Source organism: Wolbachia endosymbiont (group A) of Colletes cunicularius, from assembly GCF_964264715.1.
In the GTDB taxonomy this organism is placed as follows: Bacteria; Pseudomonadota; Alphaproteobacteria; order Rickettsiales; family Anaplasmataceae; genus Wolbachia.
This window is the reverse complement of sequence record NZ_OZ183471.1, coordinates 745363-762474: the sequence shown is the minus strand read 5'-3', so window position 1 is coordinate 762474 and position 17112 is coordinate 745363. Positions and strand designations below refer to the sequence as shown.

General features: G+C 34.1%; 8 protein-coding genes and 2 pseudogenes. 7 read left to right on the top strand and 3 right to left on the bottom strand.

The window, feature by feature from the left end; translation table 11 throughout:
* Window position 1: 1 nt before the first annotated feature.
* Window positions 2-9139: an ankyrin repeat domain-containing protein gene (locus tag ACFELZ_RS04470; protein WP_375316602.1), complete on the bottom strand. Its 9138-nt coding sequence runs from the start codon at window positions 9137-9139 to the stop codon at window positions 2-4.
* Window positions 9140-9309: 170 nt separating this feature from the next.
* Between ACFELZ_RS04470 and ACFELZ_RS04465 the strand changes: the two genes are divergently transcribed.
* The 7 genes and pseudogenes from ACFELZ_RS04465 to ACFELZ_RS04435 all read left to right on the top strand — a co-directional run.
* A complete protein-coding gene (locus ACFELZ_RS04465; protein WP_375316601.1) occupies window positions 9310-10707 on the top strand; it encodes an ankyrin repeat domain-containing protein in 1398 nt (465 codons plus the stop codon).
* Between the two features lie 335 nt (window positions 10708-11042).
* Window positions 11043-12509, top strand: coding sequence for a hypothetical protein (locus ACFELZ_RS04460; protein WP_375316600.1), 1467 nt, complete (start codon window positions 11043-11045; stop codon window positions 12507-12509).
* A 58-nt stretch (window positions 12510-12567) separates the two neighbouring features.
* Window positions 12568-12714: a hypothetical protein gene (locus ACFELZ_RS04455; RefSeq protein ID WP_375316599.1), complete on the top strand. Its 147-nt coding sequence runs from the start codon at window positions 12568-12570 to the stop codon at window positions 12712-12714.
* A complete protein-coding gene (locus ACFELZ_RS04450; protein WP_375316598.1) occupies window positions 12704-13057 on the top strand; it encodes a hypothetical protein in 354 nt (117 codons plus the stop codon). Before ACFELZ_RS04455 ends, ACFELZ_RS04450 begins: the two co-directional genes overlap by 11 nt.
* 41 nt (window positions 13058-13098) lie before the next feature.
* Complete coding sequence (locus ACFELZ_RS04445; RefSeq protein WP_375316597.1) at window positions 13099-14274, top strand: MBL fold metallo-hydrolase; 1176 nt, start codon at window positions 13099-13101, stop codon at window positions 14272-14274.
* A 108-nt stretch (window positions 14275-14382) separates the two neighbouring features.
* Window positions 14383-15621 (top strand): annotated as a pseudogene (locus ACFELZ_RS04440) (IS256 family transposase).
* Window positions 15622-15791: 170 nt separating this feature from the next.
* Window positions 15792-16229, top strand: a pseudogene (locus tag ACFELZ_RS04435) (PD-(D/E)XK nuclease family transposase); the annotation flags it as partial.
* A 110-nt stretch (window positions 16230-16339) separates the two neighbouring features.
* Here the strand turns inward: ACFELZ_RS04435 and ACFELZ_RS04430 are convergent.
* Together ACFELZ_RS04430 and ACFELZ_RS04425 are read right to left on the bottom strand one after the other, a co-directional pair.
* Window positions 16340-16684, bottom strand: a complete 345-nt coding sequence (locus tag ACFELZ_RS04430) for a DMT family transporter (protein ID WP_375316596.1) — start codon at window positions 16682-16684, stop codon at window positions 16340-16342.
* A gap of 16 nt (window positions 16685-16700) precedes the next feature.
* Window positions 16701-17015, bottom strand: a complete 315-nt coding sequence (locus ACFELZ_RS04425; protein WP_064124961.1) for a DMT family transporter — start codon at window positions 17013-17015, stop codon at window positions 16701-16703.
* Window positions 17016-17112: the final 97 nt, after the last annotated feature.

Sequence of the window (17112 nt, the reverse complement as noted above, 5' to 3'; positions counted from 1 at the left end):
CCTAACGTGATCTTTTTAGTTGGTTATTTACTGTCACACCACTTAAATAAGATTCAGGTCTATCATTTGTTTCATCAGTAGTTCCCGGTGACTGACTTTCTGACCGACTAGTGTTAGTGAGAGAAACAGTAGAGGCAATAGTTGCAGAATCAGTAGTACTACTATTTCGGAAAACAGTGGCAAGATGTTTTATTGACCGCTTTAAAGAGAATTTCAGCTCGCGTGCTTGCTCTGCTTCTCCAATTTCACTTTTTGAGCCTATGAAAGGAATTACTTTGGTTGCTTGTACTACTTCTTCCATGTTCTTACCATTTTTTAAGCTATCAAGATACTCCCTAGCTGTCATACTCACCTCTTTTTTATCTATTAGATCCTGAAACTTTTTGCTACTTAAATTCATATCGGCATTGATAAGCAACGGTACACTACCTTCTATATTAATTTTAGTTCCGAAGTCATATAGCTGTACCCTGGATAATTCTTGACCATTAATCTTAATAAGACCAAGCTTCTTATCCTGCTCTGCTAGAAGTTGACGTTCTGTTTTAATTTCTTTTGCTAGAATTTGTTTATCTTCGCTAGATAGTAAGTCATTAGCTTGCTCAACGTCAAAGTATTCAACAAGAAGGCCTTTTTCTCCCACTTTATAACTAGCTGATTTTACCCCTTTTTCTACGACTTCTATAAGCTGATCAGTACTTTTTAACCCAGAAACAAATGCTGCATTGCTATCAAAGTAAGCATAATTATCACCAATTCTATAAATTGCAACAACATGATTACTTGTTACTAAATGAATAGCAAAGTCACCCTTAACTCCAGCTATGTAATGTGATAAATTATCAAATGTTCTGTAACCCTTATTATGCATTAAGTTTGAAGGTAGGCTATTCGTAGCAGAATCTAACTGTCTCTCAAAGTTATTAAGTAACCTACTAAAAGCAAAAGCTTCTTTTTCTTCCCTTTTAGATACCTGCTTACTCTGCGCTATACGCTCGTAAATTTTAGCTGAAGTTTCTAAATTACTTAAAAATGACTTGCTACTCTGTAAAAATAAAGCTTGAGATAAGCCACGTGTAATTGCTATACACTTACCATTAATTTTAATCCCTCGCTCCTCAAAAGAAGGCAAATAAAGACCTTGCTTTACTGACTCTATTTCTGCGTGTGAAATATAACTAGAAACAAACTTAGATAAATCTAAAAATGCTTTTTGTTGTTTTCCATAGTGTTGAATACTGCACTTAGATTCTATTGATCGTATAAAACTATAAGTATATGAAGTATATAGATGGTCTGAACCTAATACTTCTTTCCTTTTTTCATATACTTCGCGGAAAATTTCTAAAGCCTTTTGGCTCTTACCTTGCAAGTATAATGCGTATGCTATATCATGCCTTGTTGCTAAAGTATCCGAATGATCTAATCCTAATATTTCTTCCTGTGCTTGAACAATACCTTTCAAAATTTTTAAAGCTTCTTCATGTTCACCAAATTCTAGCAATACCAGAGCTGCAACATGATGAGTAGCTAAATGATCCGGATGACTTGATCCTAATACTTCTCTACTCTTCTCAAGAATCTCTCGAATAGTAGAAAAAGCTTGTTGGTATTTATTAAGCCTGTATAATGTAAAAGCTATATTATGCTGGGTTTTTAAAGTGTTTGGGTGATCTTCCCCTAATCTTCTGCGTTGTAGCTCAAAAATATCATTAAACATTCTTAATGCTCTATTATGTTCTCCCTGGTTATTTAGCACTCTTGCTATATGGTGTCTAGTAATCAGAACGTCTGGATGATTTGCTTCTAGTATTTCTTTTCTTTTTTCAAGAACTCCTTCATAAAGCTCTAAAGCATCTTTATATTTACCCTGTTTATAATACACTTCTGCTATATTGTGATGATTAGTTAAAGTATCACGATGATTAGGACCTAAATCCTCTAATCCTTTTTGGATATTAAGTACTTCCTTCAAGATTTTTAATGCGTCCTCATATTTACCCAGCTTGGAAAAAACTACTGCTATATTCATGTGAGTTACTAAAGTATCAGGATGGTTAGGACCTAAAGAACTTGTTCTATTTTGAAAAGAAAACACAAATTCAAAGGCCTTTAAAGCCTCTTTATATCGACCCTCGTTATAAAGCTCTTTAGCTGTATTGTAGGACTTCTTTAAACCATCCTGGTGAACCTCTACCCCTCTATCGTACATTTGCTCCATATATGCAGTTACATAGTCAGTGTCTATTTGTACATGGTCTAAAGAATTCGGACCTAAAATAACTATCTCCTCATTGGATGCCTGTTCCTGTCTAACCTTCTCAACAGCCATAGTTAATTTTAAAGCTGTTCTACCGTTCTTACCTCGAGCATCGATATCAGCTCCACTGCTCAAGAGAAAATTTACAATTTCCGATCTACCACTACAGGCAGCATAATGCAATGGAGTCCAACCATCTTTGTCAATATTGTCAACACTTACCTCTCTACTCAAGAGTAACTTTATAATATTTCTATTACCATGTAGAGCAGCAACATGTATAGGTTTTCTACCATTATTGTCTATAGCACGAATAATAGCTCCGTTATCAGCCAAAAGCTTTGCAACTCCTAGGTGGCCATTTTGAGCAGCCCAATGTAATGCAGTCATGCCATCATTATTTTTTACTTCAATACTTGCACCGTACTTTAATAATATTTGTGCTGCATTTACTCTCCCATTTTCAGCAGCCCACATCAATGGCGTATCACCTTCAGTATCCTTAGCGTCAATATACTGGCTTACATCTCTCTGTGTTTCTTTGATTTTATCCAAAACCAGCTTTATTATTTCTTCTTTATTACTGCTAACTGCAAGATGTAATACTGTATCATGGTTATTTTTTGCAAGTACATTGGCTCCTTTTTCTAAAAGACATTTCACTAACTCCAAGTGACCATTATACGTAGCAACGTGCAGAGGCGTTAAATTATTATGATCTCTAGAATCAACATTAGCACCTTGGCTAATAAGACTTCTAACTATATCCAGATTACCCTGCTTTGCAGCATTAAACAATTTCTCTTGTTGTGCTTGTTCTAAGAACTCTACCACACTTGTACAATTCTTTTCAGTAGCAAGATCTTTAGGTGTTTTTTTGTCTGTATTTATAGCTGTTATATCAGCTCCCTTCTCGTTGACAAGATACTGTACTATATCTAATTTATCATTCTTAGCTGCAAGATGTAGAAATGTTTCTCCATGGTTGCTAGGAACATTAACACTGCTAATTCTTTCTTTTCTTATTAACTGTTCAATAAAGAATTTTGTTATACCTAAATTGCCGACAGAAATAAAATGGTATAAACAACACATTCTTTGTTGATCATCAAGTTTATCAAAATAATTATCTCTGCAATCATCTTCTATAAATAGCTTGACAATATTCCAATCAGCATTCTGAACAGAATAGTGTAGTAATGAATCCTTCTGTGCATTCTCTAGATCATTAAAATGAGCATTATTTCTTAATAAAAGCTCAACGATGTTCCAGTATCCATTCCCTGCAGCATAGTGTATTGGCTTTTTACCATGTTTATCAAAATTATTAACTCCAGTGCCTTTTTCTATCAGAAATTCAGCTACATCCAAATCCTTAGAGCGAATAAGATAGCATAACAATTCTACTCTCTGTTGACTATCAACAAGATGGCCGAAATAATTATCTCTACCATTATCCTTCATAAATAGCTTAACAATATCCCAGTGAGCACTTTTAGCAGAATGATCTAGTAATAAGTCCTTCTGTTTACCACTTAAATCATTGAATTTAGCCTTTTTCCTTAATAAAGACTCAACTATATTCCAATGCCTATTTTCAGCTGCATAGCTTATTGGCTTCTTACCGCTACTGTCAGAACTATTAATCTTAGTGCCTTTTTTTATCAGAAATTTAGCTATATCTAACTCCCCAGAATCAATAAGATAGCATAATAATTCCACTTTTTGTTGATCATCAAGTTCATCAAAATAGCTACCCTTATTACTATCTTTCATGAATAATTTTACAACTTCCCAATTGAAATTCCGAGCAAAATGATCTAATAGGAAAAACTGTTGTTTATTATTTAATTCATTAAAATTAGTACCTTTTTTTAGCAAAAACTCGATAATATCCCAACGCTCATTTTCAGCAGTATAGCATAACAATCCTACTTTCTGTTGATCACTAAGATGGCCGAAATAATTATCTCTACCATTATCCTCCATAAATAGCTTAACAATATCCCAGTGAGCACTTTTAGCAGAATGATCTAGTAATAAGTCCTTCTGTTCACCACTTAAATCATTGAATTTAGCCTTTTTCCTTAATAAAGACTCAACAATATTCCAGTGGTTACCTTCAGCTGCATAACTTATTGGCACTTTTCCACTATTATTAGCAACACTAACATCAGCCCCTTTTTCTAGTAAGAATTCTACAACCGTCAAATGTCCTTTCCGAGCAGCAATGTGAAGAAGTGTATTATCATGACTATCTTTAATCGCAGTAACATCTATTTCCTTCTCCCCTTCCTTCTTCTCCTTTTCTACTACTTTTCGTATACCCTCAACGCTGCCTTTATAAGTATAATGGAACAGTAGCTTTTCCGCATCGAGACCATCAGTACTTGCACCTTTTTCCTCTATCAAAAAATCAACTATATCCCAATTACCTTGCTGAGCAGCGTAGTATACAGCAGTATGTCCTTTCTTATCCTTCTTATTGATACAATCTTTTGCATTTTCCAATAAACAACTTACTACCTCTGTTCCATCGTTATACCTTGCAGCATAATGTAGTGCCGTCTTACCAAGTTCATCAGGTTTTCTTATATCCACACCATTATTTAGTAAGATATCAACAATCTCTCTATGACCTTCCTGAGCTGCATAATGTAAAGCACTCCTGCCAAGATTATCAGTGACATTAATATTTTCTTCTGATAATATCACATCATCTAATTTCCCTTTTTTCAAAATAGCAGCATGTATCTCCTCTTTAGCTAAACGATAATCAAGGAAGGCCTTTATTACCTCATTTTTACTTTCAAACAATTCCCTTGCTAAAAACTTTGATGTAACCTTATATTTATCTCTACCTTTATCCTTATTTAATCTACCAGCCAGAAAACCTGCAACAAAATACTCTGCAAAAGTACGATGAGTAAAGACAACTCTATCATTAATGCACTGCGCTATCCCAACTCGGTTAACCCTCTGCTTATCTTTTTCAGATGGAAGATTGTTACCTATAAAATCTTTTTCCATCTCAGGAAATAGTACTTTAAGTGCTAAGCTTCTATGTACTTTTGTAGGTTTTGTGGTGAGCCAGTCTTCATCTTCATCTAAGTCAATATTTTCTGCCCCTCTTTTTCCAAAATAGACTCGATATTTAGCATATAAGAAGCGATCATACAGCTTAATCATGTCAAAATTCTCAGGAAAAGTAAGCTCTGGATGATCTAAACGTCTTGGGTCTTTTGTCACTTCTTGAAAAGCTTCAGCAACCATTCTCATCTGCATAGGAATTCCCATGAATCTTCTTTCTTTATCGCCAATAGACTTAGAAATAAATTCCAGAAGTTTGTTAATATAATTGTCTAATAGTTCTTGAACTACTCCAGAATCTCTTTGCCAAAACCTCCTTAAAAATTCTTTCTGATCTTCTCGAGAGAAAGGCTTTAAGGTATACGCAACTGCTGATAAGCCATTCTCTAACTCATTTCTAAGATGTAGCCTTGTAGATATTAATACCTTTTCAACTTTAGTTTCTTGTAATTTCTTGATTAAATTTACAACGTTCGTTTGGCCTTTAGAAGTAATTTCGTCAAAACCATCTAGTAACAAAACTATATTGCCACTTTCTTTTAGACGCGATTCCAATAACTTCTTTGCTAGTGTATTAGATACGATATTATTTTCATGTAAGAATTTAACAACACTATCAACATCACTAAAACCCTCTTGTTCCAGTTTATCTTTATACTCTACTAAATTCATTCGAATAAGCCATTTAGAAGAGCCATCTGCTTTTTGAGTTCCAAAACGAGTTAAAGCTGTTGTTTTGCCCATTCCTGGCTCTGCAGCAACGACAATTAATCTCTCATCGAAATTACTAATATCATTAACATTAACCATTTTTATAGAAGTATTGTTCCTTGAATAGGCATCATCTGGTAAATCACTTTCATAATTTTCTATATATCTTCGCAGTTCGGATAAAGTTTTTCCATGAGATTTTCTCCAAATTAAATCTCCATTGTTTTTTCTCTCAAGCCAATGGATAGTACAATCCGAATATCTATTACACAAATTGTTAAAATTTTCTTCAACATTTTCTTCAGCATTTTCATTTAATGTTATAAATCTAACAGGGTTAGGATCTTCCTCGCTAAAATTACGTACCTTCCTCCCACCTACTAGGCTTGAGAGTTCTTCCTTATTGATATTGCTAATTGCAAATAAGTCAGTTAGGTTATCATCCTCCAAGACTTCTTCTTTTACTTTTACTTTTTTAACAAGTTTACGCTCAATATAATAACCTTCTGTTTCTCCTAAGCTAGGAAGTGCTTTTCCTATTTCAATCTTTTTGTTTTTAAAAAGTTCAACAACTGTTTCTGGATCGATTATTGTGTCTAAATTACCATCTCTATTTATTACTGCGCTTAAAGGAACTTCTCTTCCCTGGAAAATAACCGTCTTTTCTAAAAGTTTTCTCTGAGAATCAGAAGTTAGATCATTAAATCTTGCTTCAATACTTTTTTCTTGGTATGACCTACTTGATTCATTACATGTCCTAACAAAACTGCTTAACTTGCTATCTCTTTCCGTTACTAAAATAACTTTAATGTTGTGATTCTCTTTTAAGACTTTAAACAATTCCTTGAGAAATCCTTTTATTTTACTATTTAGCATATCATCTTTATCATTCAACACTTCATCGCATTCAATGATTAGTAAATATTTATAATCAATTTTCTTAAGAAAGCTAATGAATATCTCTCCTCCCAAATAAAAGACTCTGTCTAAATTGAGGAAGGCATGGTGTTTTTCATCCCTATAGTCGTTTCTTACCAGATTAAAAGTCTTATATACCCTTGTAGCCCCCAAAGAAGTACAAGATTGAACTGTATGTAAAATTTTCAGATTATTATCTTCTAAAAAAGCTTTAAAGCCAAAATTATCTCTTCCGAAATCTAAGGAACCTTTAATAAGGTTTAAGTACGAAGAAGATATTAGCTGATAAAGCTTGTTGTGTATATTACTAGGAAGTTTGTAATAAGCTCCTGCTACTTTTTGTTTCATCTCTGGAAAAAGATGAAGCATGCGTTTGATGTAAGGGATAAATTCTTGCAAATTTTGTGTACGTACACGTACAATTCCATTTTCTACTTCACAATCCTTTAACATCTCCATTATCTCGCTAATTAGCTTTTTGTCGTCCTTAAGGGAATCAAACAGCTCTTCTAGCGTAACAATCCCCTGTAAGTCTTCCTTATATCTTTCCAGAAACTTATACTCTTCTAGGAATTTACGTTCAGGTTGCGTGAAAGCATTGAGACTGCGTTCATCTTTATAATCTTCATTGAGATATTTAGTCTCATAGCGAATCTCACGCCCGTCAGCTCCTGAACATGTAAGACCTTTATCAAGGCGATAATTATTAGATTCATCTGCTAGCTTAAGAAAGCCGTTAAGCTCTTGCATGAGTTCATTGTACCAATATGCGGATTTATATATTCCATATATAGCTTCTATTCCATCAATCACTAATCCAATTGGTGTTCTACGCACTGTTGCCCCTATTACTTTTGCAGCCAACTTTCCTAATATCTCTGCTGTTTTTACACCCCACTTTACACTCTGTAGGGTTTTGCTTCGGACTTCTTCTTTCTGGTTACCTGAAATTAGTAATGGCCAGTCCTCTACTTTTTCTATTCTCAAGTTTCCATTATCCTTAAGAACCTCACCGGTTTTAGGATCAAACACTCCTTTAATACTTACTATTTTATGCGTAGCAGCAGTGTGAACTACTATGTGCTTTTCTACACTCCAATTTTTTGCGCTTTCTATTAACTCTCCAACAATACCCTTATTTTTCAATCTCTCTAAATGCTTCTTGTCTTCTTGAGATAAATTTATAAATAGTCTATATACCTCTCCCACTTGAGGATTACAGGTATTTATTACGTTTGGTACAGATAGGTAATTAATAATATCCAAGGAGTTTATAAAAGAGGGACCGTAACGCTTCATTATACTTCTTTGAATACGCCTTAACATTTCTTCGCATCCTGGTCCATCAAAAATCACTGTACTTGCATGATAGCCAGTTTCTTCAAACTTTGGATTTGCAACAAAATAATCACCCTCTTTTACAAGATACTTTGCAGAAAAAGCGGTAATTGGTGCAAGCCACGCACCTAATGAATGTCCAGTAATGAACAGTTGTATATATGGTATTTGTTTTCCTTCCTTTTTATTATCGTCATTAATTTCTTTAAGAACACTGATGATCTTGTCAGTAAAAGTAATTGCAGAGTCAATTTGTGCAACATGTTCATTTAAGAAAACACCACAAAGGTCTGCATCCCATCCACCAGTATTTTTAGTTCCGCTATGAACAATAATAACTTGTTGAGTATCTGGATTCCAATATGCTGCACCAGAATAGCCATTTGGTCTATTTGTACCACTGAGTACCCCTCCAGCAAAAGACTTAACTCGTTTTTTTATGCTAGAGTCATACCCAACAGAATCACGGTCATATCCAACAGTGAGTAACTGCCAGTTACCTAACTTTGGATATACCTCTTCTCCATGTAAATCCTTTCCACCTTCACCTGTGTAAAGATTCTCATCATCTTTATAAATTCCCTCTACAAGTGATGCAAAAACATAGTTATTTGGATAAGAAATTGGCTCTTTTAACGCATTGAACTTATCTCTTGGGCTATTAACTTTAATTGGCCGAATTGAGTTAGCTATTATTTCTTTAACGCTATTACTATCTAATTTACTATCACTTTTGAGTTTATTGCTTAACTTCAGCTTCTTATCTTCCTTTAGTTCTTTTGATAGGATTTGCTGTTCTGTTTTTTGCTCTGCAGCTTGCATAAAACACTCCATTTTGACAATTGACGTCATTATATTAATGCAATTGTAGTATGCAAGCATTTTTTAACATAAGTTATTAAGAAATCTTGTCTCAAGTGCTTTTTGATTGACTCTCTTCTACAGGATAGTCATAATATATTATTTAGTCACAAAATTTAAGGGGGAATACTGTGGATCTGCTATATGAAATATTAGAAACGTTAAATAATGATCAAAACTTAGACTCAACTAATATAGTTGAAAAGATAAAACAAGAGTTTGAAAGGAGAATGGATGAACTGTACCCACAATGGGATACTTGCAAGTATGAATATAAACTATATGAGAAAGAGTATCAATTATGGAGGGGTAATAATTTTTCATTGGATTATCAATTTGATAGCTATCATCTAGGAACAATGTTGCACATTGCTGCTGAAAATGGCTATGAGAGAATTGTGAAGCACCTAAAAGACAGAGGTACAGCTGTCAATTTACTTAATAAGTATAAGTATACACCTTTGCATTATGCAGTAAGAAGAGATGATAAAGATATGCTCAAATATCTACTAGGAAAAGGTGTTGACATAAATTGTGGATGCGGAATTTTATGTGTTGCTGTTGAAGTTGGTAATAAAGATATGGCCAAGTTCTTATTGGACAATGGAGCAAATATCAATGCAAAAACTGAGGTACGTGAAGAAACTTCTCTACACATTGCCGTCAAAAAAGCTCATGTTGCTCTTCAACAGGGTAATATTCCCGATTACGAAAAGTATGTAGAGATAATAGAATTTCTCATAGAGAGAAAAGCAGATGTTAATGCAGTAAGTCAAAATGGTTCTACACCTTTAGATTATGCAATCGGCAGTAGAGCTATAGCAGAGCTATTGATCAAAAATGGTTCTAATATTGATTTTCAAGATGAAGATGGCGATGCTCTTTTGCATAATGCTGCCCATAATGGCAATATAGAAAAAATAGAATTTCTGATAGATAATGGTGCAGATATCAATGCCCAAAACGCACAAGGAGATACCCCTCTACATAAAGCTGCTTCACTATTTCGAGTGGACACAATTAAGTTTCTGGCAGCAAAAGGAGCAAAAATCGATATAATAGATAATCTTGGACAGACTCCATTACATGTAGCTGCACATTTAGGTTCGGAGAAAACAATATTAGCCTTAGTAGAACTTGGAGCAGACCCTTGGATAGAGGATAACAATGGTGCAACTCCAATAGACCATTATGTGTATGAAAGGCAAGCTTGGCAAAGCCGTGTTGATTGGGGTTTCACACAAGACCGTCCTCGTGAAACTGGATACTTAATGAAGTTAAAACAAGCATACAATAAAGATCTCTTTGTTCGTTATTCAACACTGTTACTAGGGGCTGTAGCAGCAATAACACTTTTCACAACTGGTAATATTACACCCGATGCACCACGTATGATAGGCGCAGCGTCTATAGTTACAGTAGCAGCACTTGCAGCTGGTCGTATTACATATGAAGCGTTTAAACCCAGTACTAAAATGGCAAAAGTAGAATATGAGCGTTTTGTAGCAGCACAGCAATCACCACAGTAGCCTATTTCTGAATAAAAAAAACTGTTTGCATTATATCTCATATTATAGTAAGCCTAGCGTTGGGTGATTGATATGAGGTAAAAATGAAAAACATTATCATCGCAGGTTCTGGCCCTGTTGGTTCATTCATGGCAATGCTCTGTGCACAGCTTGGGTTTCCAGTAACTGTTTACGAAAAACGTCCAGAGTTCACCAGAAATATTAACGTAAAGTTAGAAGGTAATTTTTTCAAAGAAGTACAAGAAGTGCTTTCTCGATTGAATGTAAAAACTGAGTTTTTTGCAAAATTAAATGAACATCTACATAGCCAAAGGAATAGAATACTTATAAAGGAATTGGAAGAAAGATTTGCAAGAGAAGCTAAGTCCCTAGGAGCTAGATACATAACAAGAGAAGTGGAAAGTTTTGAGGAATTATATAAAGAACATAAAGCTTCAGATCCTATAATATTAGACTGCACTGGAAGAAATAGCAAATTAAGAATCAATGAATTTGGTCCAGATAAAGATAATATAGTTAGTGCTCCACTTCAGCATGCAATGTACGTCAACTTTAAAGCAAAAATCACTGACAACATGTCTTCCCTATATCAAGTGATGAAATATATGAGGAACATAAAGCTCACTGAAGTTGTGCTAAGCAAGCGTAAAGATAAAGATGGTTTTTCAGATGTAACACTACCGGTATTCATAACTGATGAGTTAGCTCGCGTTTTCGATAAAGAATATCCAAATATAAGCAGGGAACCTTTAAATCCTTTCAATTCCTCAAGGCCAGTACCAGATAGTATCTTCTTCCCAATATCTTCTTTACTGGGAAACCTTATAGTAGATGGCTGTAATGTAGATTTAAATAGCGTTAAGGTAAAAAAGATAGAAATTAGTTGTGGATATTCTAAAGAGAGAAGTAAAGATAACTATATATGCCTAGGAGATTCAGCAATCCACTTAGCGTTCTTTAGATCTCTAAATTTAGGGTTAAAACATGCTTTAGAGTTCTTTATAAAGCTATCAATGCTTCAAGCTAATGTGCATACTATAAAAGATGATGAAATAATCAAGCAGTTCAAAAAACACTATCCACATCTACATCCAATAAGTGTTCACCCTACAGCTGCAAGAAATGTGTTTTTAGTAGTAACTAAGGTAATTTGGTATGGATGTTTTAGTTATTGTTTGACAAATCACCACAGAGAAAGACTAACAAATCGTTCAGGTATATATAAAAGTCAGGTTAGCAACATACTTGAAGAACTTAATAAAAAGTTAAGTACATGGAGCACCTCATTAGCAGACTTTGAAGCAAAAAGAGATGAGGATATAAAGAATGAAATACATAGTAATAAAACAAAGAGCGTACTATATGACTACTTGTCATGGTTTATAGATATAAATGGCAAGTCTTTTATCAAAATTAGTGAGTTAGCACGTGCAGCAAGGGGTAAATATTCATTATATCCCAAAGACTTTAAATTTCTTCTTGAATGCTTTAAAGTAAGAAGGGAAGCTATAGCAACTAATGTAATAAGCAGTCTATTGAATCAATTGGAAGGTAAGGAATTTGATCAATTGAAAAAAATTTGTGTAAAAGAAGATCTTTCCAATGAAGAAAAAATGAAGTTAATTGGTGATGCTGTAAATAGTAAGCTAAAGCGTAAAAGGGGGGATAGTAGTGATGCAAACGTTAGTTCAAACTTTATTTTAGCCCTCGTTAGAAATGAACTTCAAGGACTTTCTTCTGAACCTAACCCAACGTTAGATAATGCAAGCCCCGAGCCTGTTGCTGTTTGCATAAGTAGGTAAATTTTTGTGCAAGTAACAGCAATAAAATGAAAGAAAAAGGTTTTGATGAGTCTAAAGAATGATAAAAAGTTTATATTCAATAGTACTACTGGGTGCTACATCAGTAACAGTACTTCTTATGGCAGGTATAGTTAAACCTAAAACTTCATATATAATAGTTGCAGGAACAATATTTATAGCAGTAGCTTTGGCATGTGACACATAAATCCAGCAATGAAATGGAGGGAAAAATGCATCATGTTAATGTCTATCATAGTTATATCAATGAATTGCAAGAAAAGTTTAGTGATATAAGTTTTCAGCGTCTTGAAAAAATTGAAGGCACATATATTACAAATCCTGAAAATAGAAGTACATATAATGACTCAAGGATTTTTAAAGAGACGCAAGTCAAGAGAACACTGAGTAGTGTTTGTGCCCCATTTGTATCAGAGGTTGTAAAGAGTAAGCTATCTTATTTTTCTCAGAAGGAAGATAAGGATCAAATTTACAAACTTGACAACGCACAAGATTTACAGCCGGGAGAAAGATATGCTATTCAAATATAGGTCATGCGACTCAGTTAATTCAAGTTCCTGGCTTTAATATTTTGACAGATCCAGTATTTAACAACTTAAGTAGGTTACTTTATCCAGAAAAGACAAGATCTCATCCTAGTGTTGAGGAACTACCTAAAATTGACGTTATCATAATTTCACACAATCATCGCGATCATGTAGATAGAAGATCATTACAAAAACTATTAGAACACTATGAAACAAAACACTGGCCTCAACCAAAAGTATTTGTACCGATGGGAGATAAAAAATTATTTGAGAATTTTGGGTTTAATCAAATAGAAGAAGTGGAATGGTATACAAAAATCTCTGTTACTAAAGATATTGATGGAACAAACAAAATAGTAAATTTCATTAGTATTCCAGCAGATCATCGTTCTGGTAGACATGGTATTGATCATCACAAATCCTTGGTTACTGGCTGGGTAATAAACCCTGAACAGGAAGATGTAATATTTAAATTTTCAGGAGATACAAAATCTTTAACTGATGAAAATCAGCAAGCAACAGATGCAGTACTATGGAATGAAATCAGGCATAAAAAAGTTAATCAAGGGAAAAACGATAAGAATATAGAAGTACCAGATATTATTTGTTTAGAGCCAAGCGGTCCAAATTACACACGCTGTGACATGGATATAACGTATCAATCTACTTCATATAGCGCTCTTTTGAAATTTATAGAAGCTAAGAATCTTGCTAAACTAAGTGAAAAAAGCCCTCAAGAGTTTTTGCAGAAAATTCAAACCGTAATGATGCATCACAATAAATTTGAACTTGGACCTGATAGATTTAATGAAGGTTTATTTGTGTTGAAAAAGTTACTCAAGTATTTGGATCTAAACGAGAAAGATTTAAATAGAGAACTGGCAAGGCAGAAGGAAAAGTTAGAACAGAACCTTGACAAGAAAAGATTAAAGGAAAACACTCCTTTTACATCAAGGCCTATTATTGCTACTTTACCTAGACAGACATCACTACTGGTTCGTGCAAAAGACTTCATAATTAAAGAACTCAAAGAGGTAACTGAAAAATTGGAGGGTATAGATAAAGAACAAATGAAGAGATATCTTATAGAGAATACCATATTTCCAAAAATTGGAGAAAGATTAAATGATGAACAAGTTGTGAATTCAAAGTTTGATGTAGAAAGTGTGCAAAAGTATAGTGGAAAAAATTCAGGTCATTCTCAAATAAATTGTTATTAATTTAACAATATATATTACTAAAAACCTAAATACAACGGGAATGTTCAAAAAAGTGTGTCAAACCGAAAAAAAAGTAATAAATTGATATAAAAAAATGGAGGTTTGACAATGAGTCAGAAAGTAGTAAACAGAACTAACGGATTGGTAGATTATAAAGAGTTGGAAACAAATATCCTGTCGTCTATACGAGAAGGAAGACCGTTGACAGGAAGGGAGGGAGCATTAACACCATTTATAAAAAAGCTGCTGGAGGCAAGTTTGGAAGGTGAAATAGAAAACCACTTATTAGCTGAAAGTGAAGAGAATAATCGAAGAAATGGGAGAAATGGAAAGACTTTACGGACAAGTGCCGGTTCATTTGAACTTTTGACGCCAAGGGATAGAGAAGGAAGTTTTGAGCCGCAAATAGTCAAAAAAAGGCAAACAAGCTTACATCCAGAGCTTGAAACGAAGATTTTGAGCACATTTGCCAGTGGTATGAGCTATAGAGATATAGCGTCACACGTTGAGGAAATTTATGATCACAAAATATCGGCGGCAGAGATATAAAGTATTACCGACAAATTACTGCCTATAATCAATGAATGGCGTAGTCGTCCACTGCAATCAGTATACCCGATAGTATTTATGGATGGGATGTTCTTTAAGGTCAAAGAGAATGGACATTGCGTAAGTAAATGTATGTACAATATATTGGGCATAGACCAAAATGGCAGAAAAGAAGTCCTGGGCTTTTATTTGGCTGAAAGTGAAGGAGCTAACTTTTGGTTGGGAGTGCTAAATGACCTCAAAGAAAGAGGAGTAGAAGATATTCTGATTGCATGTGTAGATGGGCTAAAAAGCTTTCCTGCAGCTATAAATAGTGCGTTTCCTAAAGCAGAAGTACAGCTATGTATAGTGCATCAGATAAGAAATTCACTAAAATATGTATCCAGCAAAGATGTGAAAGTTTTCATGAATGATTTGAAAAAAATATATCGTGCTACAAGTAAAGAAATTGCTGAAAATTACTTACTTGAGCTGGAAGAAAAATGGGGAGAAAAGTATCCTTTAGTTATAAAATCGTGGCAGAACAATTGGGAAAATTTATCTGGTTATTTCAAGTATTCTAGCCCAGTTAGAAGGCTAATTTACACCACAAATCCAATTGAGGGGCTGCACAGACAGATCAGAAAATTCACTAAAACCAAGGGCTCATTTACCAGCACAAATGCCTTGTATAAACAGGTATATTGTGCTATAAAGAAGGTAGAGCAAAAATGGACTATGGCTCTGCCTAATTGGGCTTTAACTATGTCTCAACTTGATATTTTCTTTCCAGATAGATTGAAAATTGAGTTGAACTAAAAATGCGGTTTGACACACTTTTTTGAACATTCCCCTTGGCTCTCCAATTTTAGACGTATGAGTAAGGATTATGAGCATTCTCCTCTCACTTCAAAAAATAACATCTTTTTTAATATGATCACTATTATGCTTCACAAATTAGCTCATTCTTGAGTTTGAAGACAGGCTCTAACAAGCTGGCTTACAAATCTGATCACGTTACTTTTGATAAAATTACCTATGAACATGATCTCAAAGATTTTAGTTTCACTTTCATCGAGCTACCAAAGTTTAATAAGACAAAAGAAGATCAGCTTTCAAATATTGTTGAAAAATGGATTTATTTTTTTAAGTACGCCGATGAAACTAGCGAAGAAGATCTACAGAAAATAATAGGTAGTGATGTTATTATTGGTAGAGATTATGATGTGTTAAATCAATATAACTGGAGTAAAGAAGAACGTTTTGCTTATGATCAAACTAAGAAACATATTGATGATTATCTTTCCTCTATTCAACAAGGAAAAATTGAAGTTGCAAAAACAATGCTAGCCAATAATATTGATGTTAACACTATTGTCAAGTGTACTAGCCTGTCCATTAGTGAGATTGAAGAATTGCAGAATTAAGTGTGAACGGTTACGGTTTCTCGTCTCCACCATGCTGTATAGAAAAAAGTCTGGATTCCAATTTGCATGACAATGTGGAGTATCTGCTTCTGTCATCCCAGTGGGATCTCTTATTCCATTTTATCAACAGTTTGTTTTGTAGTATCAAACAATTTTAATCCTATAATCCCGAATGTAACTAAAATAAAGCATATTACTTCGAATAAATTAACTGGTTCATTAAATAGGTAAACTCCAAGTATCGAAGCTCCTATAGCACCTACTCCAGTCCAAATTGCATAGCATACTCCGATAGGTATAGAACGTGTAGCGAGCGAAAGTAAATAAGTACTAAGAGCCATGGAGAATATGCTAATTATTGATGGTACGAGATGAGTAAATCCACAACTATGCTTAAGTGTTATGACCCAGAACACTTCAATTAGTGACGATAAGAGTAAATATATCCAATTCATGCATAAATTTTTAGGTTTAAATAGAGAGCTTTAGCCCTATGGTTCCTATTACAATTAAAATGATACATAAAACTTGAGATAAATTAATATTCTCTGTGAAAGCGGTTGCACCAATTATAGTTATTCCAATTGTGCATATTCCAGAGGAAACTGCATAGCATACTCTAATAGGTAGAAAGCATGCTGCAAGAGATAAAAAATAAATGCTAATGATCATAATTACCAATGTTGCAATCGAAGGTACAACCTTAGTAAAACTGTTACTAAACTTTAACGTTACAGCCCACAGTATCTCTAGGATACTAGACAGCAACAAATATAACCAGCACATTTTCGTAACATTTCAATCTTGTATTGTAACAGAAATTGTTAGTTAAAACTACACTAAAGTGCAATAGATCTCTCTTTCGAAATTGCTTTGAAAGCCA

Bases quoted from the DNA above. Each gene is read 5' to 3' on its own strand.
- ACFELZ_RS04470 (WP_375316602.1), bottom strand. From the start codon at position 9,139: ATGCAAGCTGCAGAGCAAAAAACAGAACAGCAAATCCTATCAAAAGAA.
- ACFELZ_RS04455 (WP_375316599.1), top strand. From the start codon at position 12,568: ATGATAAAAAGTTTATATTCAATAGTACTACTGGGTGCTACATCAGTA.
- ACFELZ_RS04430 (WP_375316596.1), bottom strand. From the start codon at position 16,684: ATGAATTGGATATATTTACTCTTATCGTCACTAATTGAAGTGTTCTGG.
- ACFELZ_RS04425 (WP_064124961.1), bottom strand. From the start codon at position 17,015: ATGTGCTGGTTATATTTGTTGCTGTCTAGTATCCTAGAGATACTGTGG.